13 protein-coding genes and 2 pseudogenes are annotated in these 21358 nt (G+C 71.2%); 12 read left to right on the top strand and 3 right to left on the bottom strand.

Features of this window, described 5'->3' with window-relative positions:
- Positions 1–481: 481 nt before the first annotated feature.
- From leuS to ACFYQ5_RS07645, 5 genes are all read left to right on the top strand, one after another.
- The gene (leuS, locus tag ACFYQ5_RS07665) at positions 482–3355 is read left to right on the top strand and encodes a leucine--tRNA ligase (RefSeq protein WP_389194545.1); all 2874 of its coding nucleotides are present in this window, start codon (positions 482–484) and stop codon (positions 3353–3355) included.
- Positions 3356–3503: 148 nt separating this feature from the next.
- Positions 3504–4196, top strand: a complete 693-nt coding sequence (locus ACFYQ5_RS07660) for a hypothetical protein (protein WP_389194542.1) — start codon at positions 3504–3506, stop codon at positions 4194–4196.
- Between the two features lie 174 nt (positions 4197–4370).
- A complete protein-coding gene (locus tag ACFYQ5_RS07655; RefSeq protein ID WP_389194540.1) occupies positions 4371–5216 on the top strand; it encodes a DegV family protein in 846 nt (281 codons plus the stop codon).
- A gap of 454 nt (positions 5217–5670) precedes the next feature.
- On the top strand, positions 5671–6639 hold the full coding sequence (locus ACFYQ5_RS07650) for a helix-hairpin-helix domain-containing protein (protein WP_389194537.1): 969 nt from the start codon (positions 5671–5673) through the stop codon (positions 6637–6639).
- Positions 6636–9251 carry a ComEC/Rec2 family competence protein gene (locus tag ACFYQ5_RS07645; protein WP_389194534.1) on the top strand — a complete coding sequence of 872 codons (2616 nt, stop codon included), beginning with the start codon at positions 6636–6638 and terminating at the stop codon, positions 9249–9251. Before ACFYQ5_RS07650 ends, ACFYQ5_RS07645 begins: the two co-directional genes overlap by 4 nt.
- A 68-nt stretch (positions 9252–9319) precedes the next feature.
- Here ACFYQ5_RS07645 and ACFYQ5_RS07640 read toward each other — a convergent pair.
- A pseudogene (locus tag ACFYQ5_RS07640) lies at positions 9320–9765 on the bottom strand (pyridoxamine 5'-phosphate oxidase).
- Between the two features lie 62 nt (positions 9766–9827).
- Between ACFYQ5_RS07640 and ACFYQ5_RS07635 the strand changes: the two are divergent.
- Both ACFYQ5_RS07635 and ACFYQ5_RS07630 read left to right on the top strand, forming a co-directional pair.
- Positions 9828–10599: pseudogene (locus ACFYQ5_RS07635) on the top strand (arylamine N-acetyltransferase).
- Positions 10600–10876: 277 nt separating this feature from the next.
- Positions 10877–11770, top strand: a complete 894-nt coding sequence (locus ACFYQ5_RS07630; protein WP_389194531.1) for a YceI family protein — start codon at positions 10877–10879, stop codon at positions 11768–11770.
- An 81-nt stretch (positions 11771–11851) separates the two neighbouring features.
- Here ACFYQ5_RS07630 and ACFYQ5_RS07625 read toward each other — a convergent pair whose 3' ends face one another.
- Positions 11852–12097 carry a hypothetical protein gene (locus ACFYQ5_RS07625; RefSeq protein ID WP_389194528.1) on the bottom strand — a complete coding sequence of 82 codons (246 nt, stop codon included), beginning with the start codon at positions 12095–12097 and terminating at the stop codon, positions 11852–11854.
- A gap of 89 nt (positions 12098–12186) precedes the next feature.
- On the opposite strand from ACFYQ5_RS07625, the gene holA reads away from it, so the two are divergent.
- Positions 12187–13176, top strand: a complete 990-nt coding sequence (gene holA / locus ACFYQ5_RS07620) for a DNA polymerase III subunit delta (RefSeq protein WP_389194526.1) — start codon at positions 12187–12189, stop codon at positions 13174–13176.
- Positions 13177–13383: 207 nt separating this feature from the next.
- Here the strand turns inward: holA and rpsT are convergent, their stop codons facing one another.
- On the bottom strand, positions 13384–13650 hold the full coding sequence (gene rpsT, locus ACFYQ5_RS07615) for a 30S ribosomal protein S20 (RefSeq protein WP_389194523.1): 267 nt from the start codon (positions 13648–13650) through the stop codon (positions 13384–13386).
- A gap of 215 nt (positions 13651–13865) precedes the next feature.
- On the opposite strand from rpsT, the gene lepA reads away from it, so the two are divergent.
- From lepA to hemW, 4 genes are all read left to right on the top strand, one after another.
- Positions 13866–15740: a translation elongation factor 4 gene (gene lepA, locus ACFYQ5_RS07610; protein ID WP_389194520.1), complete on the top strand. Its 1875-nt coding sequence runs from the start codon at positions 13866–13868 to the stop codon at positions 15738–15740.
- A 286-nt stretch (positions 15741–16026) separates the two neighbouring features.
- The gene (locus tag ACFYQ5_RS07605; protein ID WP_389194517.1) at positions 16027–17916 is read left to right on the top strand and encodes an AMP-dependent synthetase/ligase; all 1890 of its coding nucleotides are present in this window, start codon (positions 16027–16029) and stop codon (positions 17914–17916) included.
- Between the two features lie 174 nt (positions 17917–18090).
- Positions 18091–20010: a SpoIIE family protein phosphatase gene (locus ACFYQ5_RS07600; protein ID WP_389194515.1), complete on the top strand. Its 1920-nt coding sequence runs from the start codon at positions 18091–18093 to the stop codon at positions 20008–20010.
- Positions 20011–20061: 51 nt separating this feature from the next.
- Positions 20062–21294 carry a radical SAM family heme chaperone HemW gene (gene hemW / locus ACFYQ5_RS07595; protein WP_389194512.1) on the top strand — a complete coding sequence of 411 codons (1233 nt, stop codon included), beginning with the start codon at positions 20062–20064 and terminating at the stop codon, positions 21292–21294.
- The last annotated feature ends 64 nt before the right edge of the window (positions 21295–21358 follow it).

Genomic DNA, 21358 nt, shown 5'->3' with positions numbered 1-21358 from the left:
GCCCAGGGCCCAGGGCCCTGCGAGGGGAGGAACGGGTCCTGCGATGAGGCTTCGTGGGAGCGACTCCGAATGGCTCGGCAAAGCGGTCCCGTTGCCGCATGTCAGGTCGCTGTTTACCGGCCGGTACGGGGTGTGAGCCGTTGCCCCGATAAGGGTCGGTGCGCGGTGTGACCTCCGGAGCGTGAGGGGCAGGCGGAAGATTCGCGCAGGTCATGTACTGGTGAGCTTCCGGCGGCGGAACCCGTGCTGCTTCTCGGACGGCTGTCTCCCGGCAGTGCGCCGGGCCCGTGCGGTACCCTGACGCCATGCGTGCCGTACGCCTTCTGCTTAGCGAGCCGCGCTGATCATTCCCGACCGGTGAGAATGCCTGGTCGGACTCGGCGCGGCGTCCCCTCCTGTGCGAGGGGATTTTTCGTTTCCGTAGACGTGTGTCCGTAGACGTGGGCGCCGGCAGATGACGATCGATGGAGCTTTGAGGATCATGAGCGAGACGAATACCGCGGCCGAGGTGGCCGCGCCGCACCGCTACACGGCAGCGATGGCCGCCGACATCGAGGCACGCTGGCAGGACTTCTGGGACGCCGAGGGGACGTACGAGGCACCGAACCCGACCGGTGATCTGGCGGGCGACCCGGAGCGGGCCGCCAAGCCGAAGAAGTTCATCATGGACATGTTCCCGTACCCCTCGGGGTCCGGTCTGCATGTCGGTCACCCACTGGGCTACATCGCCACCGACGTCTACGCCCGTCACCAGCGGATGACCGGGCACAACGTCCTGCACACCCTGGGCTTCGACGCCTTCGGCCTGCCCGCCGAGCAGTACGCCGTGCAGACGGGCACGCACCCGCGGGCGTCCACCGAGGCCAACATGGAGAACATGAAGGTCCAGCTGCGCCGGCTGGGCCTGGGCCACGACAAGCGTCGCTCCTTCGCCACGATCGATGCGGACTACTACAAGTGGACCCAGTGGATCTTCCTGCAGATCTTCAACTCCTGGTACGACACCGAGGCCGACCGGGCCCGGCCGATCGCCGAACTGGTCGCCCAGTTCGAGAGCGGTGAGCGCCCGGTCCCCGACGGCGGCGAGTGGGGCGCGCTGAGCGCCGCCGACCGCGCCGACCTCCTGGGGCAGTACCGCCTGGCGTACGCCTCGGACGCGCCCGTCAACTGGGCGCCCGGACTGGGCACCGTACTGGCCAACGAAGAGGTGACGGCCGACGGCCGCTCCGAGCGCGGTAACTTCCCGGTCTTCAAGGCCAAGCTGCGCCAGTGGAACATGCGCATCACGGCCTACGCGGACCGGCTGCTGAACGACCTGGACGGGCTGGACTGGCCCGAGGCCATCAAGCTGCAGCAGCGCAACTGGATCGGCCGTTCCGAGGGTGCTCGCGTCGGCTTCCCGGTCGACGGAGCCGGTGACATCACCGTCTTCACCACCCGTCAGGACACCCTGTTCGGCGCCACCTACATGGTGCTGGCACCGGAACACGAGCTGGTCGAGCGGATCATCCCCGCCGCCTGGCCCGAAGGCACCCACCCGGTGTGGACCGGTGGCCACGCGAGCCCGGCCGAGGCCGTCACCGCCTACCGCAAGCAGGCCGCCGCCAAGTCCGATGTGGAACGGCAGGCGGAAGCCAAGGACAAGACCGGTGTCTTCACGGGTGCCTACGCGACCAACCCGGTCAGCGGGGAGAAGGTCCCTGTCTTCATCGCCGACTACGTCCTGATGGGCTACGGCACCGGCGCGATCATGGCCGTACCGGCGCACGACGCGCGCGACTTCGCTTTCGCGCGCGCCTTCGAACTGCCGATGCGCTGCGTCGTCGAGCCGTCGGACGACCGAGGCCTGGACCCCTCGACGTGGGAGGACGCGTTCGGCTCTTACGAGGCGAAGCTGGTCAACTCCGCCAACGCCGAGATCTCGCTGGACGGCCTGGGCGTCGTCGAGGCCAAGGCGAAGATCACCGAATGGCTGCAGGAGCGCGGCGTAGGCGAGGGCACCGTCAACTTCCGGCTGCGGGACTGGCTGTTCAGCCGTCAGCGCTACTGGGGCGAGCCCTTCCCGATCGTGTACGACGAGGAGGGCATCGCCCACCCGCTGCCCGAGTCGATGCTGCCGCTGGAGCTGCCCGAGGTCGAGGACTACTCGCCGCGCACCTTCGACCCGGAGGACGCCGACACCCAGCCCGAGACCCCGCTGTCCCGTAACGCCGACTGGGTCAACGTCACCCTGGACCTCGGCGAGGGCGCCGGTCCGCGAAAGTACCGCCGCGAGACCAACACCATGCCGAACTGGGCGGGTTCCTGCTGGTACGAGCTGCGCTACCTGGACCCGCGCAACGACCAGCGGCTGGTCGACCCGGCGATCGAGCAGTACTGGATGGGGCCGCGCGAGGGGCAGCCGACCGGGGGCGTCGACCTGTACGTCGGCGGTGCCGAGCACGCGGTGCTGCACCTGCTGTACGCCCGCTTCTGGTCCAAGGTCCTGCACGACCTGGGGCACATCTCCTCGGCCGAGCCGTTCCACAAGCTGTACAACCAGGGCATGATCCAGGCCTTCGTCTACCGGGACAGCCGCGGCATCGCGGTCCCGGCCGCCGAGGTCGAGGAGCGCGACGGGGCGTACTACTACGCCGGCGAGAAGGTCAGCCGCGTTCTGGGCAAGATGGGCAAGTCCCTGAAGAACGCGGTGACGCCCGACGAGATCTGCGGCGAGTACGGGGCGGACACCCTGCGTCTGTACGAGATGGCCATGGGCCCGCTGGACGTCTCGCGTCCGTGGGACACCCGGGCTGTGGTCGGCCAGTACAGGCTGCTGCAGCGGCTGTGGCGCAACGTCGTCGACGAGGAGACCGGTGAGGTCACCGTCGTGGACACGGAGCCCGGCGAGGAGACGCTGCGGGCGCTGCACAAGGCCATCGACGGTGTCGGCCAGGACATGGCGGGGATGCGGTTCAACACCGCCATCGCCAAGGTCACCGAGCTGAACAACCACCTGACGAAGGCGGGCGGCCCGCTGTCACGGTCGGTTGCCGAGCGGCTGGTTCTGCTGGTCGCACCGCTGGCGCCGCACGTGGCGGAGGAGCTGTGGCGCCGACTGGGCCACACCGAGTCGGTCGTGCACCAGGACTTCCCGGTCGCCGACCCGGCGTACGTCGTGGACGAGACCGTGACCTGCGTGGTGCAGATCAAGGGCAAGGTCAAGGCCCGCCTGGAGATCTCCCCGTCGATCTCGGACGAGGAACTGGAGGCGCTGGCCCTGGCCGACGAGAACGTCGTCGCCGCACTGGGCGGGGCCGGAATCCGCAAGGTGATCGTGCGGGCGCCGAAGCTGGTCAACATCGTCCCCGCGTGACGGTGCGCCCGGGCGGTCCGCGCGGGCGCCAGGGCTTTCCCCTACGGGCAGGTCGGGGGTTCCTGCGGAACCCTCGGCCTGCCCGTTCCGTTTACGGTGGAAGGGGCGACCGTACGCGGGCAGCCGATTCGACGACCGAGGGGCGTTCATGGAAGCCGTGATCCTGATCCTGACCCTGCTGTTCGTGGCTTTCATGGCGCTCGGGGTGTACGTCGGCGTGAAGACGGTGCGCGCGGCCAAGCGCGGTGTCGACCGGACGATCACGCAGGCGCGCCGCTCTGTGGAGGACACGACTCTGCGGGCCAAGAGCTACGGTCAGCCCGGCGTGCCGGGAGAGCTGGCGCAGCTGAGGCTCACGCTGCGCACATCGATGAGGGCCACGCAGGACGCGCTGAACGCCGGAGTGGCGGAGGACGCCTCCCTGTCGGAGTCGCTGGGGCTCTTCCAGCGTCTGAGCGCACACGGACGCGAGCTTGACAACGAGCTCAAGCGGCTGGAACGCGAGCCGGACCGGGCGACAGTGGCCTCGCTGCTGCCGGGGCTGAAGGAGCGCACCGAGCGCATCACGCACTCGGCGGAGTCACTGCGCTGGGCGGCGCGTGACCGGGCCAGGCAGTTCGCCGACGACGATCTTGCCGCGCTCAACGCGCAGATCGACCTGGAGGCGGGCGCCCTCCGCCACTGGGCGACCGACGAGCCGTCGGCCCAGGGCGATACGGCCGGGCAGAGCTGGAGCGGGCCGGCCGACGAGGAGACGCCGCCGTCGCTCACCCCGCCGGACCCGGGGCTGCGCACGGGGTATCCGTGGCAGAAGTCCGCCAGGCCGGAGACCACGAACTGACGCTCATCGGCTGAGGGGAGGCAGGCCGGGGGCGGCGGGGATGAGTCCGAACGCGTTCTGAACGCTTCCGAAAGGTCAGAGGTGCGCCACGGATGGCTGCCGGACCGATCCGAAACGATCAGCAGGCCGGTCCCGGGCTGCCGTGCCCCCGCCACGGAAGGTAATCTCCGGCTCATGTCCCGCCATGTCGCGATCGTCACCGATTCAACGGCCTACCTGCCGCCCCAGACGATGGAACGGCACGGCATCACCGCAGTGCCGCTGACCGTCGTCCTGGGGGATCGGGCCCTGGAGGAAGGTACGGAGATCTCGGCCCGGTCGCTGGCGCAGGCCCTGCAGAAGCGCCGCTCCGTGACCACGTCACGGCCCAGCCCGGAAGTCTTCGCCGCCGCGTACCGCGCCGTGGCCGAGGCGGGGGCCACCGGCATCGTCTCCCTCCATCTGTCGGCCGAGTTCTCCGGTACGTACGACGCCGCCGCACTCGCGGCGAAGGACGCACCCGTGCCGGTGCGCGTGGTCGACACCGGCATGGTCGCCATGGCCTTGGGATTCTGCGCGCTCGCCGCGGCAGAGGCCGCCGAGGCGGGCGGCGACCTGGACGAGGCGGTCGCAGCGGCCGAGAAGCGGGCGGCCGGCACGTCGGCGTTCTTCTACGTCGACACGCTGGACTATCTGCGCCGAGGCGGGCGCATCGGTGCCGCCCAGGCGCTGCTGGGGTCGGCCCTGGCCGTCAAACCGCTGCTTCAGCTCGACGGCGGCCGGATCGAGATGCTGGAGAAGGTGCGGACGGCGTCCAAGGCGATCGCGCGGCTCGAGGAGATCGTTGCCGCGCGGGCCGGCACGGGCGCCGTGGACATCGCCGTCCATCACCTCGCCGCTCCGGACGGGGCCGAGCGGCTGGCCGAGCGACTACGGGGACGGATTCCGGGGCTTGTCGATCTGCATGTGAGCGAGGTGGGTGCGGTGATCGGTGCGCACACCGGGCCGGGGCTGCTGGGAGCGGTGGTCGCTCCGCGCTGAATCTCACTCGGGTGAGTGAGACGGTTATCCACAACTGGCGAGTTATCCCCAGGTATTGGGGCGGCTCGGCAGATTCCGGCGGAAGTGTCTAGCGTCCTGAGGCATGACCTTCCGACCACTTTCCACAGCGAGCCGTGCCCTCGGACGGCAGAGCCTGGCCGGCGGCGCCCCGAACCCGCCCACGCACCGGCTCGCGGATCTGCCCGCGCAAACCGTCATGGACCCGCCCAGGAGCCCGTCCACCCATCGGGCCACGCGCCGAGCAGCACCTCGTGTGACCCGCGGGCCCGGTCCGGCGGGGCATGCCCGGTCCAGGCCCGGTGTCCGCCCCGGTGGAGCGGCCGGTACCTCGCCCGGCACCACTTCGGCCGCCCGTCACGGGCGCCGGAGACGCACGGGGAGCGGATCGGACGCCGGGATCGCGGCAGCTTCCCGACTCCGGGCGGACGCCCTCATGGCCGCCGACCGGGCGGTGCCCCGGACTGCCGCGGCGACGGCCGGGGCGGGCACGGCTACGGCCGGGGCGGGCACGGCTACGGCGCTGTCCAGCGCCCCCGGACGCGTCCGCGCGGCACCTTCCTGGGCAGAGACCCCGCCGCTGCCCACGCCTGATGTGAGCTCCGTGGCGGCGCCGCCGGTCAGGCCGTCGCCCCCGCTGCGCCGCGGGACGCCCGACGGTTCCGCCGCGCGGACGCGGTGGTGGCGGGAAGCCGGGCCCGCTCTGCGGGATCGGTTACCCCTGTGGGCGCAGCTGCGATGCGGCCTGGAGCCACGCGCGCTGGCCGCCCTCGCCGTCGTCCTGGTCGTGGCCGCGGTACTCGCGGCGGCGCACTTCTGGTCGGCCCGTCCCGAGCCCGTCCGGGCTCCCGACCGGGTCACGGAGGCCGCCGCCGTACAGGCGTCCGGGGCGGCGGCCCAGGAAGCCCAGCTGCCCGGCCTCACGCCTGGTCCGGATGCGGGGTCGAAGACCGGCGCCGCCTCCGGTGGACGGATCGTCGTAGATGTGAGCGGCAAGGTGCGCCGGCCGGGGATCCAGTACCTGCCGGCCGGCTCCCGCGTCGCGGACGCCCTGCGCGCCGCGGGAGGCGTCCGGGCGGGCACCGATGTCACCGCGCTCAACCGCGCACGCGTCCTGACGGACGGTGAGCAGGTGGCGGTGGGCCTGCCCGTCGCGCCGCCACCTGCGGGCGGAACAGATGCCGGTGGTGCGGCGGGACAGGTTGGACCGGCGGCGCCCGTGAGTCTCGGCACGGCAACCGTCGAGCAGCTCGAGACCCTGCCCGGCGTCGGGCCGGTGCTCGCCCAGCACATCGTCGACTACCGCACCGAGCACGGGGGTTACCGCTCCGTCGACGAGCTCCGTGAGGTCAACGGCATCGGGGACCGCCGGTTCGCGGACCTCCGGCCGCTGGTCAGGCCATGAACGGGGCGGTGAACGGAGCCGATGTCCACACGGATTCGGGGCGGCGGCTGGGTGCGGCCGACCCGCGCCAGGAGGCCCCGGCCGACCTGCGGCTGGTCCCGCCCGCCTTGGCCGCCTGGGCGGCAGCCGTCGTGGCACTGGGGGCGCCGGGCCGGTGGGTGGCCGTCGGGGCGGTGCTCTGCGCATGCGCCGGGCTGGGCCTCGTCGCTGTACCCCGAGTCGTGGCGCGAGCGACACCCCGAGGCATGGCGGGCCCGGGAGCAGGGGGGCAGCCAGATCCGGGAGACCAAGTGGAGCCGGCGGGGCGGGCGGGACCGGCAGCCGGGGTGCCAGGACCGGCGAGGCCATTCGGGCGCGTGGGGACACGCACCACGGCCGTGGCCGGGGTGCTGCTCTGCGCGGCTGCCGGGTCGGCGGCCGCCGGGTTCCACGGCGCGGATGCCCGCAGTGGCCCCGTCCCCGGACTGGCCGAGTCGTATGCGCGCGTCGAGGCGGAGGTGACCGTCACGTCCGATCCCCGGCAGACCCGGCCGCGCGTACGGGGCGACCACAGCACACCCGTGTCCCTGCTCCTCGACGCTGAGGTCGACCGGCTGACCGCCCCGGACGGCACGGTCACCAGGCTCCGCACCCCGGTGCTCGTCATGGTGGCCCCGGGGGACGCGGCGGCGCAGTGGCAGCGGCTGCTTCCCTCGACCGGCATCCGGATCAGCGGACGGCTCGCACCTCCGCGTCACGAGGGGGAGCGCATCGCGGCCGTACTCGGCACCGACGCGGACCGCCCACCGCAGGTCATCAGGGGGCCCACCCTCCCCCAACGCGCCGCAGGGGATCTGCGATCCGGTCTGCGCGAGGCCACCGACGGGCTCGACGCCGATGCCCGGGCACTCCTGCCAGGGCTGGTCGTCGGCGACACCTCGCGGGTTCCGCCGGAGCTGCACGACGCCTTCAAAGCCACCGACCTCACCCACCTGCTGGCCGTGTCGGGCGCCAACCTGTCGATCCTGCTCTTCCTCCTCATCGGTCCACCGGGCACTGCGTTGCGCAGTGAACGCCGAGGTCTGGCACCCCGGCTGGGCATCTCCCTGCGCATGACCGCTCTGACCGGCGGCGGCATCGCGCTCGCCTTCGTGATCGTCTGCCGCCCCGAGCCGAGCGTTCTGCGCGCGGCCGCCTGCGGCCTGATCACCCTGCTCGCCATCGGAACAGGGCGGCGCAGATCGCTGATTCCCGCACTGGCCGCGGCCGTTCTGCTGCTGGTGCTGTACGACCCGTGGCTGGCCCGCAGTTATGGGTTCCTGCTGTCCGTGCTCGCCACCGGGGCGCTTCTCACTCTCGCACCGAAATGGAGCGACGCCCTTCAGCGGCGGGGGGTCCCGGGACGGCTCGCCGAGGTGCTGGCTGCCGCGGGCGCCGCTCAGGCGGTCTGCGCACCCGTGGTCGTGGTCCTCGCGTCGCGCGTCAGCCTGGTGGCGATCCCGTGCAATCTGCTGGCCGAGTTCGCGGTGGCGCCCGCGACCGTCCTGGGTTTCGCCGCGCTGGTCGTGGCCCCCGCGTCCATGCCGGTGGCGGAAGTGCTGGCCGAGGTCGCCGGCTGGCCCGTCGGATGGATCGCGTCCGTGGCCCGCACCGGGGCCGCGCTTCCCGGGGCCGAGGCCGACTGGCCAGGCGGCTGGCGCGGTGCTGCCCTCCTGGCCGTGCTCACGGCCCTGCTGGTGCTGTCGGCCCGTCGCCTGGCCCGCCACCCCTGGGTCTGTTCCGCCGCCGCGCTCCTGCTGGTGCTCGCGGTGCTGAGACCGGTGCCGCTCACCCGGTTCATGACGGGATGGCCGCCGCCGGGCTGGGCCTTCGCACTCTGTGACGTGGGGCAGGGGGACGCCATGGTCCTCGCCGCCGGGGACGGCACGGCAGTGGTCGTGGACACCGGACCTGAGCCTCGTCTCGTGGACCGGTGCCTGCGCGACCTCGGCGTCACCCGTGTGCCTCTGTTGCTGCTGACCCACTTCCACGCCGACCATGTGCGCGGCCTGCCCGGTGTGCTGAGTGGGCGCGAGGTCGGCTCGATCCAGACGACGAGCCTTGACGAACCGCCGGAGCAGGCAGCCTTCGTGAAGCGAACAGCCGCGGCGGCGCGTGTCCCGATGGTCCGGGCCGTCCCGAGGGAGCGACGCCGGACGGGGCCCCTCGACTGGCAGGTGCTCTGGCCCGCGGCCGGCCCGCAGGGGACGGCACCGGCCTACGTGACCGAGGAACCGAACGATTCCAGCGTCACGCTGCTCGTCCGGTCCGGCGGACTGACCCTGCTGCTCCTCGGCGATCTTGAACCCGCCGCCCAGCAGGGGGTGTTGCGCAGTCATCCGGCACTGCCTCGCGTGGACGTGCTCAAGGTCGCGCACCACGGCTCCGCGCACCAGGACTCCGCCCTCCTGCGCAGCGCACGCCCGAGGCTCGCACTGATCAGCTGCGGGAGGGACAATCCGTACGGCCATCCTGCCGCCCGTACGGTCGAAGCACTCGAAGCGACGGGAGCGAAGGTTCTGCGCACCGACCTCCATGGCGCGATCGCGGTGACAGGCGCCGGTGCGCGGCTGCGTGCGGCAGGCCGGTCGTGAACGCGAGGTACGCCCGGTGCCGTGTCCCGCTGGCGGGCCGGTCTCCGCGATCCTGCGGGCTCCCGCTGTCAGGCCAGCCAGGTGCCGTCGAGCATCAGGTCGCGCCCTGCCAGCTCGTTCTCCTCGCGCCACGCCTTGACGGTGCGCGGCGTGATGCGCAGATACACCCACGCGGAGCGTCCGCGCAGGCCCCAGTGGAGCTTCTCCGTGAAGGCGTCACCCGACTCGGCGGGGAGGTCCGTCCCTTCGACGGCCTCGGCCGTACCCTCGATCAGCACCACATCACGGTATGCCCGAGAGTGGCCCTGACCTGCCCGGACGGAGTCACGTTGAGCGCCGTCGGGTTGGTGCGCCGGGTGGCCGGCAGCAGTGTGCCCCGGTCCCATAACGGCACCAGGCACGGCACGCCGTCGGCAGAGGCTGTCGCCACCCAGAGGTCGTCGTCGTTCTCCCGACGATGGAGCGCGTCCTGCTTGCGTTGTTCCAGGCCGCGTGCCGGCTCTCGCTCCGCCATGGCCGACACGCTATTCATCGGCCCGAGCCACCGCATCGGTCGCACCACGACAGACTGCCGGCATGAACGAGGAACTGCCGCAGTCGGCCCATGCGCCCGTCCTCGCCTGGGTGGACGCCTATCTGGAGCGCATCGGTGCGGTCCGGCCGGCCCATGCCGGCGCCGTGGCTCTGCGCGAGCTGCAACTGCGTCACCTGATGACCGTGCCCTTCGAGAACCTCTCGATCCATCTCGGCCAGGGCATCGTCCTGTTACGAGCTCAACGGCGCCTTCGCCGCGCTGCTGCGCGAACTCGGCTTCCGAGTCACCCTGCTCCAGGCACGGGTCTTCGACGACGGCGGGCGCCTCGGAATCCCGTACGACCACGTCGCGCTGCGCGTGGAGACCGACGACGGTACGGATCCGTGGCTCGTCGATGTCGGGTTCGGTGATCATGCCGTGCGCCCGCTCGAGTTGGATGCCCGTGCCGAACAGGACGACCCCTGCGGCAGGTTCCGCTTCCGGGCGGCGCCGCAGGGCGACCTCGACCTGCTGCGCGACGGTTCGCTCCAGTTCCGCCTGGATCTGCGGCCGCGCGTGCTGGCGGACTTCCGGGCCGGATCCTGGTACCACCGCACTTCGCCGGATTCCCACTTCTCCCGGTCGGTCATCTGCTCCCGACGCACCGGGGACGGCCGGGTGACGCTCCGCGGCCGTACCCTGATCACGACCGTGCGGGGTGAGCGGCACGAGACGGAGCTGGGCGACGACACCGAGGTGCTCGCCGCTTACCGCGACCACTTCGGTCTGGCACTCACGCATCCGCCCACCGTGAGCGCGACCCCGGCCGGATGACAGATGAGGGCGTCGGCCGGACACCGGCACCGGCACCGGCACCCGCACCCGCACCCGCACCCGCACCCGCACCCCAGTCAATACCGACCTTCGGTACTACCTGCGTACAGCAGGGCACAGCTGGGTACAGCTCGGCACAACCTGCTCTGAGCTGCTGCGTTTGCCTCGGACATCGCAACGGTGATCGAATGACCATTCGTCGGCGGGCCGCTGCTCCGACAACGACGTTTGGCTGCCAGGGTCCGTGGTGAGAACCGCCCCTGGGGAGTACGTGCACATGTTCGGCCGTTGGCTAGGCAGCAGAGCGAAGTCCGGCACCGCGCAGAAGAGTGCCCTCGCCGGGTTCCCCGTGCCACACAACGCCGGAATGCTGAGCTGCCGGGTGCTGGACCCCGTATCCGAGCCCGTACAGCAGGCCGATTTCGTCGTCACCGACAGCGGTGGCCGCAAGGTCGTGAGCGGTGAGACGGACCCCTTCGGGAACGTGGTCGCCACCGTCCCGCCGGGCGACTACCGGCTGGGTGTCACGGCCGAGGGCTTCACTCCCTTCCACGGCCCGGTCGCCGTCGCACAGGGCGACCACGCGAGCCTCGGCGACGTCTCCCTCCAGGTGGCCCAGCCCCCGCAGCTCCCCGACCCGGGTGACTGGGAGATCGAGCCGGCGCACACCCAGATCGGCTTCACGGCACGTCATATCGGCATGGCTCGCATCCACGGCAGGTTCAACACCTTCGCCGGCGCCGTGCGGATCGGCGACCGCATGGAGGACTCCGCCATGCACGTCGTCATCGACGCCTCGTCGATCGACACGAACGTCAAGATGCGCGACGACCATTTGCGGTCCGGCGACTTCCTCGACATCGAGCGCTACCCGACCCTCGAGTTCTACAGTGACCGCTTCGTCCACCGCGGAGGTACCCGCTGGGGCGTCATCGGTGCGCTCACCCTGCACGGTGTGAGCCGCACCGTGACGCTGGACACCCACTACCTCGGTCTGGGCAACGGCCTGGAGGGTGAGACCCGGGCCGCCTGCCGGGCGACCACCGAGCTGCACCGTGAGGACTTCACGCTCACCTGGCAGACGATGGTGGCGCGCGGCATCGCCGTGGTCGGCCCGAGCATCAAGATCGAGATGGACATCCAGATCATCCCAAAGGCTGACCAGGGCTGACACCGCCCCGCGCACCCGCGCGCACCCCCGCGCACCCGCGCGCACCCGCGCGCACCGGAGCCCGCGGCTGCTGAGGCGGCGCTAAGGTGCCTCCAGCCACCCCTCGTACTCCGCGGCGAACGCGTCGAGCGCCGCAGAGTCCAGCCTTGCGGCCGGGTCCTCCACCACCACCAGCCACTGCGCGTCCTCGGCGTCGTCCTCGCCGGCCAGGGCGTCCCGTACGAGCTGCGGTTCCTCGGAGACGCCGAACCGGTCGGACAGCTCCCCGGCGACCTCCTCGGCCGTGCCGCGGTCGGGCAGCACCAGCACATGTCTCACATCGTTCACCCGGCCATTCTCCGGTATGCCCGCTCCGGCGGTACGTCGGGGCGGCTGGCCCGCGGCGTTGTCACAGGGGCGTGGGATGCTGGACCGCGATGGCCACCAGACGTAATTCCACCGACGATCCGCTCGCCCCCGTCACGCTTGCCGTGGGCCAGGAGGACCTGCTCCTGGACCGTGCCGTGCAGCACGTGGTGGCCGCGGCCCGAGCCTCCGACGCCGACACGGACGTCCGCGACCTCACCCCGGACCAGCTGCAGCCCGGCACGCTCTCGGAGCTCACCAGTCCCTCGCTCTTCGCCGAGCGCAAGGTGGTGATCGTGCGTAACGCGCACGATCTCTCCGCCGACACCGTCAAGGACGTCAAGGCGTACCTGGGCGCCCCCGCCGAGGAGATCACGCTCGTGCTCCTGCACGCGGGCGGGGCCAAGGGCAAGGGGCTGCTGGACGCGGTGCGGAAGGCGGGGGCGCGTGAGGTGGCGTGCCCCAAGACCACCAAACCGGCCGAGCGGCTGTCCTTTGTACGGTCGGAATTCCGGACGCTCGGGCGCTCCGCCACTCCGGAGGCGTGCCAGGCACTGGTGGATTCCATCGGCAGTGACCTGCGGGAGCTGGCCAGCGCCGTGTCGCAGCTGGCCGCGGATGTCGAAGGCACCATCGACGAAGCGGTCGTCGGCCGTTACTACACAGGACGGGCCGAGGCCTCCTCCTTCACGGTCGCCGACCGTGCCGTCGAGGGCCGGGCGGCGGAAGCGCTGGAGGCGTTGCGGTGGTCGCTGTCCACGGGTGTCGCCCCCGTCCTGATCACCAGCGCCCTCGCGCAGGGCGTCCGGGCGATCGGCAAGCTCTCCTCGGCCCGGGGCGGACGCCCTGCGGATCTGGCCCGCGAGCTCGGCATGCCGCCCTGGAAGATCGACCGGGTCCGCCAGCAGATGCGCGGATGGACCCCGGACGGGGTGGCGGCGGCGCTGATCGCGGTGGCGGCGGCGGACGCCGGTGTCAAGGGCGGCGGGGACGACCCCGAGTACGCGCTGGAGAAAGCCGTGGTCGCCGTCGCCCGCGCGGCACGCTCCGGCGGCCGCTGAGCCCCTGCGCCACACTGCCCCCGACAGTCCGGGGCCACGCACGAAGGCCCCGGCCGCAGTCCTGGGGAGGACATGGCCGGGGCCTTCGATTCACGCTTGGTGCGCCGCACCCGCGTGGCGAACGCAGGTTCGGTGTGCGGCGCGGGGTGCCGGTCAGGAGCGGGAGAGAGGGCCCGCTGAGTCCGTTCCGGCGATCACATCAGTAGCTCAGCCCTGGAGGGCGGCAACCTTGACAGCCAGCGCCGACTTCTTGTTGGCGGCGGCGTTCTTGTGGATGACACCCTTCGAGACAGCCTTGTCGAGCTGGCGGGAGGCGTCGCGGACGGCCACAGTGGCCTTCTCGACGTCACCGGCAGCGGCAGCCTCACGGGCCTTGCGGATCGAGGTCTTGAGCGAGGACTTGACGGCCTTGTTGCGCAGGCGCGCCTTCTCGTTCGTCTTGTTCCGCTTGATCTGGGACTTGATGTTCGCCACGAAAGAGCCTTTTCAGGTTCGTTGGATCTTCTATGTGCGCCACGCCGCTTCTGAGGGCCACGAGGCACAGCTGCCCACGGTAGCAGTCACCCTCGGACCGGCCCAAACCGGTCCCGGCCCCGCAGGCGTGGGACCATGGAGGCTACGTATCGATCCGTCCGACCCGACATCGACCCGAGACACGGCGTCCGGCGTCTCAAGAATCAGGACCCTGCGTGCCCGCGACTCCTACCAACGTGCCCGAGCCGAGCCGTACCGACCCGGCGCTGATCCGCAACTTCTGCATCATCGCGCACATCGACCACGGCAAGTCGACCCTTGCCGACCGGATGCTCCAGCTGACGGGAGTGGTCGACCAGCGGCAGATGCGCGCCCAGTATCTCGACCGGATGGACATCGAGCGCGAGCGCGGCATCACCATCAAGTCCCAGGCGGTACGTCTGCCGTGGGCGCCCAACGAGGGTGAGGACAAGGGCACGACCCACATCCTCAACATGATCGACACCCCGGGCCACGTGGACTTCACCTACGAGGTCTCCCGCTCCCTGGCCGCCTGCGAGGGCACCGTCCTCCTGGTCGACGCGGCGCAGGGCATCGAGGCGCAGACGCTGGCCAACCTCTACCTGGCGATGGAGAACGACCTCACCATCGTCCCGGTGCTCAACAAGATCGACCTGCCGGCCGCGCAGCCCGAGAAGTTCTCCGAGGAGCTGGCCAACCTCATCGGCTGCCAGCCCGAGGACGTGCTCAAGGTCTCCGCGAAGACCGGCATCGGCGTGGACGCGCTGCTCGACCGGGTCGTCCGGGACGTCCCGGCCCCGATCGGCCAGGCGGACGCCCCGGCCCGCGCGATGATCTTCGACTCGGTCTACGACGCCTACCGAGGTGTCGTCACCTACGTCAGGGTCGTCGACGGCCAGCTGAACAAGCGTGAGCGCATCCGGATGATGTCGACGGGCGCCACCCACGAGCTGCTGGAGATCGGGGTCTCCTCCCCGGAGATGACCCCGGCCGACGGCATCGGTGTGGGCGAGGTCGGCTACATCATCACCGGTGTGAAGGACGTCCGGCAGTCCAAGGTCGGTGACACCATCACCTCCCTGAACAAGGGGGCGACCGAGGCGCTGGGCGGTTACAAGGACCCCAAGCCGATGGTGTTCTCGGGGCTCTACCCCCTGGACGGCTCCGACTACCCGGACCTGCGCGAGGCTCTGGACAAGCTCCAGCTCAACGACGCCGCCCTGGTGTACGAGCCGGAGACCTCGGCCGCGCTCGGCTTCGGCTTCCGCGTGGGCTTCCTCGGCCTGCTGCACCTCGACGTGATCCGTGAGCGCCTCGAGCGTGAGTTCGGTCTCGAACTCATCGCCACCGCCCCCAACGTGGTCTACCGGGTGGAGATGGAGGACGGCTCGGAGCACATCGTCACCAACCCGAGCGAGTTCCCCGAGGGCAAGATCGACAAGGTGCACGAGCCGGTGGTGAGGGCCACGGTCCTGGCGCCCAGCGAGTTCATCGGCGCGATCATGGAGCTCTGCCAGAACCGGCGCGGCACCCTGCTCGGCATGGACTACCTCTCCGAGGACCGGGTGGAGATCCGCTACACCCTGCCGCTCGCCGAGATCGTCTTCGACTTCTTCGACCAGCTGAAGTCCAAGACCCGCGGTTACGCCTCGCTCGACTACGAGCCCACGGGCGAGCAGTCCGCCCAGCTCGTCAAGGTCGACATCCTGCTGCACGGCGACAAGGTGGACGCCTTCTCGGCGGTCACGCACAAGGACAAGGCCTACGCGTACGGCGTCCGGCTCGTCGCCAAGCTGCAGAAGCTCATCCCCCGGCAGAACTTCGAGGTGCCGATCCAGGCCGCCATCGGCTCCCGTGTCATCGCACGCGAGACCGTCCGCGCCATCCGTAAGGACGTCCTCGCCAAGTGCTACGGCGGTGACATCTCCCGCAAGCGGAAGCTGCTGGAGAAGCAGAAGGAAGGCAAGAAGCGGATGAAGATGGTCGGCAACGTCGAGGTGCCGCAGGACGCGTTCATCTCGGTCCTGTCGACCGACGAATCCGCCGGCGAGAGCAAGGCCAAGAAGTAGCACCGGCCTGCCCCGCGCGGGTTCACCCGGGAGTACGTCCTCGGGCGTACCCGGGAGTAGCCCAACGGGCCCCTGTGCCGCGGACGCCCGCGGCGCAGGGGCCCGGTTCGTTATCAAGCGGCGGCCTGTTGCCCCTTACGCGACGGTCCCACGCGCTCTACTCTGATCACCACCCGTTAGTTACTCGCCAGTTAAACAAGCAGGCCGAGCGGGAACGAGAAGCAGGAAACACAAGCAGCAGCACCCACAAGCCGGTCGTAGCAATGCCGCAGGCCCGGAGGACTCCGTGAGCGACACACAGACCTTGATCGATAGCCGACCGCCCTCCGTGGCGACTCTCTTCATCGACCGCGTGGCGGCCACCCCGGACGGGGAGGCGTACCGCTACCCGGTACCGGCTGCCTCGGGGCAGGGTCCGGACGAATGGAAGTCGCTCACCTGGGCGCAGGCAGCCGAACGGGTCCACGCCATCGCGGCCGGGCTGATCGCTCTGGGTGTCAGGCCCGAGGAGCGTGTCGCGCTCGCCTCGTCCACCCGCGTCGAATGGATCCTCGCCGACCTCGGCGTGATGTGCGCGGGCGCGGCGACCACGACGATCTATCCCTCCACGAACCCCGAGGAGTCCGCCTTCATCCTGGCCGACTCCGACAGCCGCGTCCTGATCGCCGAGGACGCCGCCCAGCTGGCGAAGGCCCGGGAGCACCGGGCCGAGCTGCCCGAACTGGCGTATGTCGTCGTCATCGATCCGGCCGGTGCCGAGCCCGTGGAGGGCGACCCCGAGGGGTGGGTCCTCACCCTGGCCGAGCTCGAGGCCCGGGGGGCCGAACACCTGGTGAAGAACGCGGACGCGGTCACCGACCGGGTCGCCGCGATCACCGCCGACCAACTGGCGACCCTGATCTACACCTCGGGCACCACCGGGCGCCCCAAGGGCGTACGGCTGCCGCACGACAACTGGTCGTACATGGCCAAGGCCACCGTGGCGACCGGCCTGATCACCGCGAGTGACGTCCAGTACCTCTGGCTGCCGCTCGCGCACGTCTTCGGCAAGGTGCTCACGTCCGGCCAGATCGAGGTCGGTCACGTCACGGCTGTCGACGGACGCGTCGACAAGATCATCGAGAACCTCCCGGTGGTCCAGCCGACCTACATGGCGGCCGTTCCCCGCATCTTCGAGAAGGTCTACAACGGGGTCGCGGCCAAGGCGCGGGCCGGCGGCGGCGCCAAGTACAAGATCTTCCAGTGGGCGGCAGCCGTCGCCCGCGAGTACGCCACGGTGTCGCAGGACAACTTCCGGCGCACCGGCAAGGCATCCGTGCCGTTCGCTCTCGGCGCCAAGCACAAGGTCGCCGACACCCTTGTCTTCGCGAAGATCCGTGAGGCCTTCGGCGGGCGGCTCCGCGCCTGCGTCTCGGGTTCGGCCGCCCTCGCCCCCGACATCGGCCTCTTCTTCTCCGGCGCCGGCATCCACATCCTGGAGGGCTACGGGCTCACCGAGTCCAGCGCCGCCTCCTTCGTCAACCCGGGCGAGGCCTACCGCACCGGGACCGTCGGCAAGCCGCTCCCCGGCACCGAGGTCCGGATCGCCGACGACGGCGAGATCCTGCTGCGCGGCCCCGGCCTGATGGAGGGCTACCACCGGCTGCCCGAGAAGACCGCCGAGGTGCTGGAGTCCGACGGCTGGTTCCACACCGGGGACATCGGCGAGCTCTCCGAGGACGGTTATCTGCGGATCACCGACCGCAAGAAGGACCTGATCAAGACGTCCGGCGGCAAGTACATCGCCCCGGCGGAGGTCGAGGGGCAGTTCAAGGCGGTCTGCCCGTTCGTCTCCAACATCCTGGTGCACGGCGCGGACCGTAACTTCTGCACCGCCCTCATCGCGCTCGACGAGCCGACCATCCTCGGCTGGGCGCAGGAGAACGGACTGGGCGGCAAGCCGTACGCCGACGTGGTGGCGTCCCCGCAGGCCGTGGAGCTCATCGAGGGCTATGTGCAGAAGCTCAACGAAGGCCTGCAGCGCTGGCAGACCATCAAGAAGTTCCGGCTCCTGCCGCGCGACCTCGACATCGAGCACGGCGAGCTGACCCCCAGCCTCAAGCTGAAGCGGCCGGTCGTCGAGCGCGAGTACAAGGGGCTCATCGACGACATGTACGCGGGCTCCCGCGAGGCGTAACAGCCGAAGAGCACGTCGGAACGGGGCCGGTGGGCGCGGAAGCACCCACCGGCCCCGGCTGTTCTCCCGTCCGGCTCCGGCCACTTCCGTCACTCGGCGCTTATGGGCGCGCCCGGTCTGTCACTCTGTCGGGATACGTCAGCGGCGTTTCGTGAGACTGTCAGGAGCCGCACCGTGGGGCCCATTCCCATACAGCGGGACATCGTTCAGCGTCCCGGCACCGTCGTCGCCGGTCAGAGTGGCGAGCCGCTTCCGGTCGCCCGCACCAGCCTGCCCGGAATCCCGCAGGCCTCGGCAGCGGCCCGCAGATTCGTCCGGGCGGCGCTCGCCGACTGGACCGGGCTCGGACTGCCCACCACCGGTGAGTTCGGCGAACGGCTCACCGACGACGCGCTGACCGTGGCCAGCGAACTGGTCACCAACGCGGTCGTGCACGCCGGTACGACCGTCGAGCTGCTGCTCCGGCTGGAGGACTCGGCCGGGACCGAGCCGGCCGCCCTGGTGCTGGAGATCACCGACCACCATCCCGCACGCTCGGTGCGCGACGACCGTGCCGAGCGGCCCGACCCGGCCGAGTACGGCCGCGGGCTGCAGCTCGTCGCCACCCTGGCCGAATCCTGGGGCATCACCTACCGCACCGGTCTCAAGACCGTCTGGGCCCGCCTCCCCGGCGACGACCGTTACGGACTGCCCGACACCCCGGCCGCCGACGACGGCACCCGTGGGCGAGTTCCGCGCGGCGGCGGGATCCTCGTCCCCGCCGCCGGACACACCGTGCGGGAGGACGCGGGCTGGGCCGGGCGCGGTGGGCTCTCCTTCCTCGCCGAGGCCTCCGGTCTCCTCGCGGGCCAGCTCGACGAGGACCTGGTGGCATCGATAGCGGGCCGGCTCCTGGTGCCCCGCCTCGTCGACTGGTGTGCGATATGGCTGGAGTGCGAGGGCGCAGGACCGGCGGCAGCTCCCCGGCTCGCGGGGGTCTGGCACAGGGACGAGGCGCGCACCGAGCGGCTGCGGCCCGCACTGGAGAAGGAGCCGCTCCGGCTGCCCGGAAGCGTCGGTACAGGCCCCGTACCCATGCCGTGGCCGGTGGGCGCGACGGCGGCGCGCGGGGACGGCGCAGGGGCGGCGCTCGCCCACCGCATCATCTCGGGCGGGCGCACGCTCGGCGCCGTCCTCGTGGGCCGCGAGGGGGCCGACCACATCCCGGACGAGGTCGCCGCCCTCCTCGCGGACTTCGTACGCCGGGTCGGCCTCGCCGTGGGCGCCGCCCGCGCCTACACCCGGCAGGCCACCATCAGCCGCATCCTCCAGCGCGGTCTGCTGCCCAGCAAGGTCGCCGAGATCCCCGGCGTCACCAGCGCCCTGGTGTACGAGCCGGGGGACGACGGCGTGGTCGGCGGCGACTTCTACGACCTCTTCCCGTGCTCCGGTGACCGCTGGTGCTTCGTGCTCGGGGACGTCCAGGGCAGTGGCCCCGAAGCCGCCGTCGTCACCGGCCTCGCCCGGCCCTGGCTCCGCCTGCTGTCCCGGGAGGGATTCCGCGTCGGTGAGGTCCTCGACCGGCTCAACCGGCTCCTCCTGGACGACGCCATGGAGGCCGCCGAGGCCGCCGCCCTCATGGTCGCGGCGGCCGGCGGCCAGCAGCTCCAGGGCGGCGAGCAGATGCAGGACGGCACCCAGTCCCGCTTCCTCTCCCTGCTGTACGGCGACCTCGTGCCGCTCCCGGACGGCGGTGTGCGCTGCACCGTGGCGAGCGCCGGCCACCCACTTCCGCTGCTGCTGCGCCCCGACGGCTCCGTACGCCCGGCCGCCGAGCCCCAGGTGCTGCTCGGGGTCGTCGAGGATGTGGCGTACGAGAGCCAGAGCTTCGACCTGGCGCCCGGCGACAGCCTCCTCTGTGTCACCGACGGGGTGACCGAGCGGCGCTCGGGGCGGCTGATGTTCGACGACGGTGACGGCCTCGCACGGGTCCTGGCCGACTGCGCCGGGCTTCCGGCCGCCGGGATGGCCGACCGGATCAAGCGGGCCGTCCACGCCTTCGCCGAGCGCCCGCCCGACGACGACCTCGCCCTGCTCGTGATCCAGGTCGACTGATACGACCGCCGCTGTGCGGGGCAGCTCCGTCGGCGAGTGACAATGGACGGTATGCCTTCCGTACTGCCTGATGGTGAGCCCGTGCCCGACGACGGGGCACTGCCCCGTCATGCCCTGGAAGGCGCCGCAGGCCGACCGCTCGGCTTCTACCTGCACGTGCCCTACTGCGCCACCCGCTGCGGCTACTGCGACTTCAACACCTACACCGCGACCGAGCTGCGCGGCTCCGGCGGGGCCCTGGCGTCCCGGGACAACTACGCGGCCCACCTGACCGAGGAGGTCCGCCAGGCCCGCAAGGTGCTCGGCGACGACCCCCGACCGGTCCGCACGGTCTTCGTCGGCGGCGGTACGCCGACGCTGCTGCCCGCCGCCGACCTCGTCCGGATGCTCGCGGCGATCCGTGAGGAGTTCGGACTGGCGGAGGACGCCGAGATCACCACGGAGGCCAATCCGGAATCCGTCGATCCGGCGTATCTGGCGGAGCTGCGGGAAGGTGGCTTCAACCGGATCTCCTTCGGCATGCAGAGCGCCCGGCAGCACGTCCTGAAGATCCTGGACCGCACCCACACGCCCGGCAGGCCCGAGGCCTGCGTCGCCGAGGCCCGTGCGGCCGGCTTCGAGCACGTCAACCTCGACCTCATCTACGGGACCCCCGGCGAGTCCGACGACGACTGGCGGGCCTCGCTCGACGCGGCGATCGGCGCCGGGCCCGACCATGTGTCGGCGTACGCGCTGATCGTCGAGGAAGGGACCCAGCTCGCCCGGCGTATCCGCCGCGGTGAGGTCCCGATGACGGACGACGACGTCCACGCCGACCGCTATCTGATCGCGGACGAGGCCATGGCGGCGGCGGGCTTCTCCTGGTACGAGGTGTCGAACTGGTCCCGGACGCCCGAGGGCCGCTGCCTGCACAACGAGCTGTACTGGCGCGGCGCCGACTGGTGGGGCGCAGGACCGGGGGCGCACAGCCACGTCGGCGGAGTGCGCTGGTGGAACGTCAAGCACCCCGGGGCCTACGCGCAGGCCCTGGCCGAGGGCCGCTCGCCCGGCGCCGGCCGTGAGGTGCTCGGCGACGAGGACCGGAGGGTCGAGCGCATCCTGCTGGAGCTGCGGCTCGTCGAGGGCTGCCCGCTGTCCCTGCTCGCACCCGCGGGCCTCGCGGCGGCAGGCCGCGCGGTGACGGACGGGCTGCTGGAGCCCGGACCGTACGGCGAGGGACGTGCGGTCCTCACCCTGCGGGGCCGGCTGCTGGCCGACGCCGTGGTGCGGGACCTGGTGGACTGAGGCCGTACGAGGCACCCGCGTCCCGCCCCGGACGCGTGACGCGCCACAGGACGGTCCGCCGGCC

Origin of the sequence: Streptomyces sp. NPDC005794, assembly GCF_042871445.1 — a bacterium.
Taxonomy (GTDB): domain Bacteria; phylum Actinomycetota; class Actinomycetes; order Streptomycetales; family Streptomycetaceae; genus Streptomyces.
Note: the sequence above shows the minus strand (reverse complement) of the source record. Positions and strands in the feature narration are given on the sequence as shown.

Coding starts and splice junctions, on each gene's coding strand:
- leuS (WP_389194545.1), top strand. CDS start 482: ATGAGCGAGACGAATACCGCGGCCGAGGTGGCCGCGCCGCACCGCTAC.
- ACFYQ5_RS07660 (WP_389194542.1), top strand. CDS start 3,504: ATGGAAGCCGTGATCCTGATCCTGACCCTGCTGTTCGTGGCTTTCATG.
- ACFYQ5_RS07655 (WP_389194540.1), top strand. CDS start 4,371: ATGTCCCGCCATGTCGCGATCGTCACCGATTCAACGGCCTACCTGCCG.
- ACFYQ5_RS07650 (WP_389194537.1), top strand. CDS start 5,671: ATGGCCGCCGACCGGGCGGTGCCCCGGACTGCCGCGGCGACGGCCGGG.
- ACFYQ5_RS07645 (WP_389194534.1), top strand. CDS start 6,636: ATGAACGGGGCGGTGAACGGAGCCGATGTCCACACGGATTCGGGGCGG.
- ACFYQ5_RS07630 (WP_389194531.1), top strand. CDS start 10,877: ATGTTCGGCCGTTGGCTAGGCAGCAGAGCGAAGTCCGGCACCGCGCAG.
- holA (WP_389194526.1), top strand. CDS start 12,187: ATGGCCACCAGACGTAATTCCACCGACGATCCGCTCGCCCCCGTCACG.
- hemW (WP_389194512.1), top strand. CDS start 20,062: ATGCCTTCCGTACTGCCTGATGGTGAGCCCGTGCCCGACGACGGGGCA.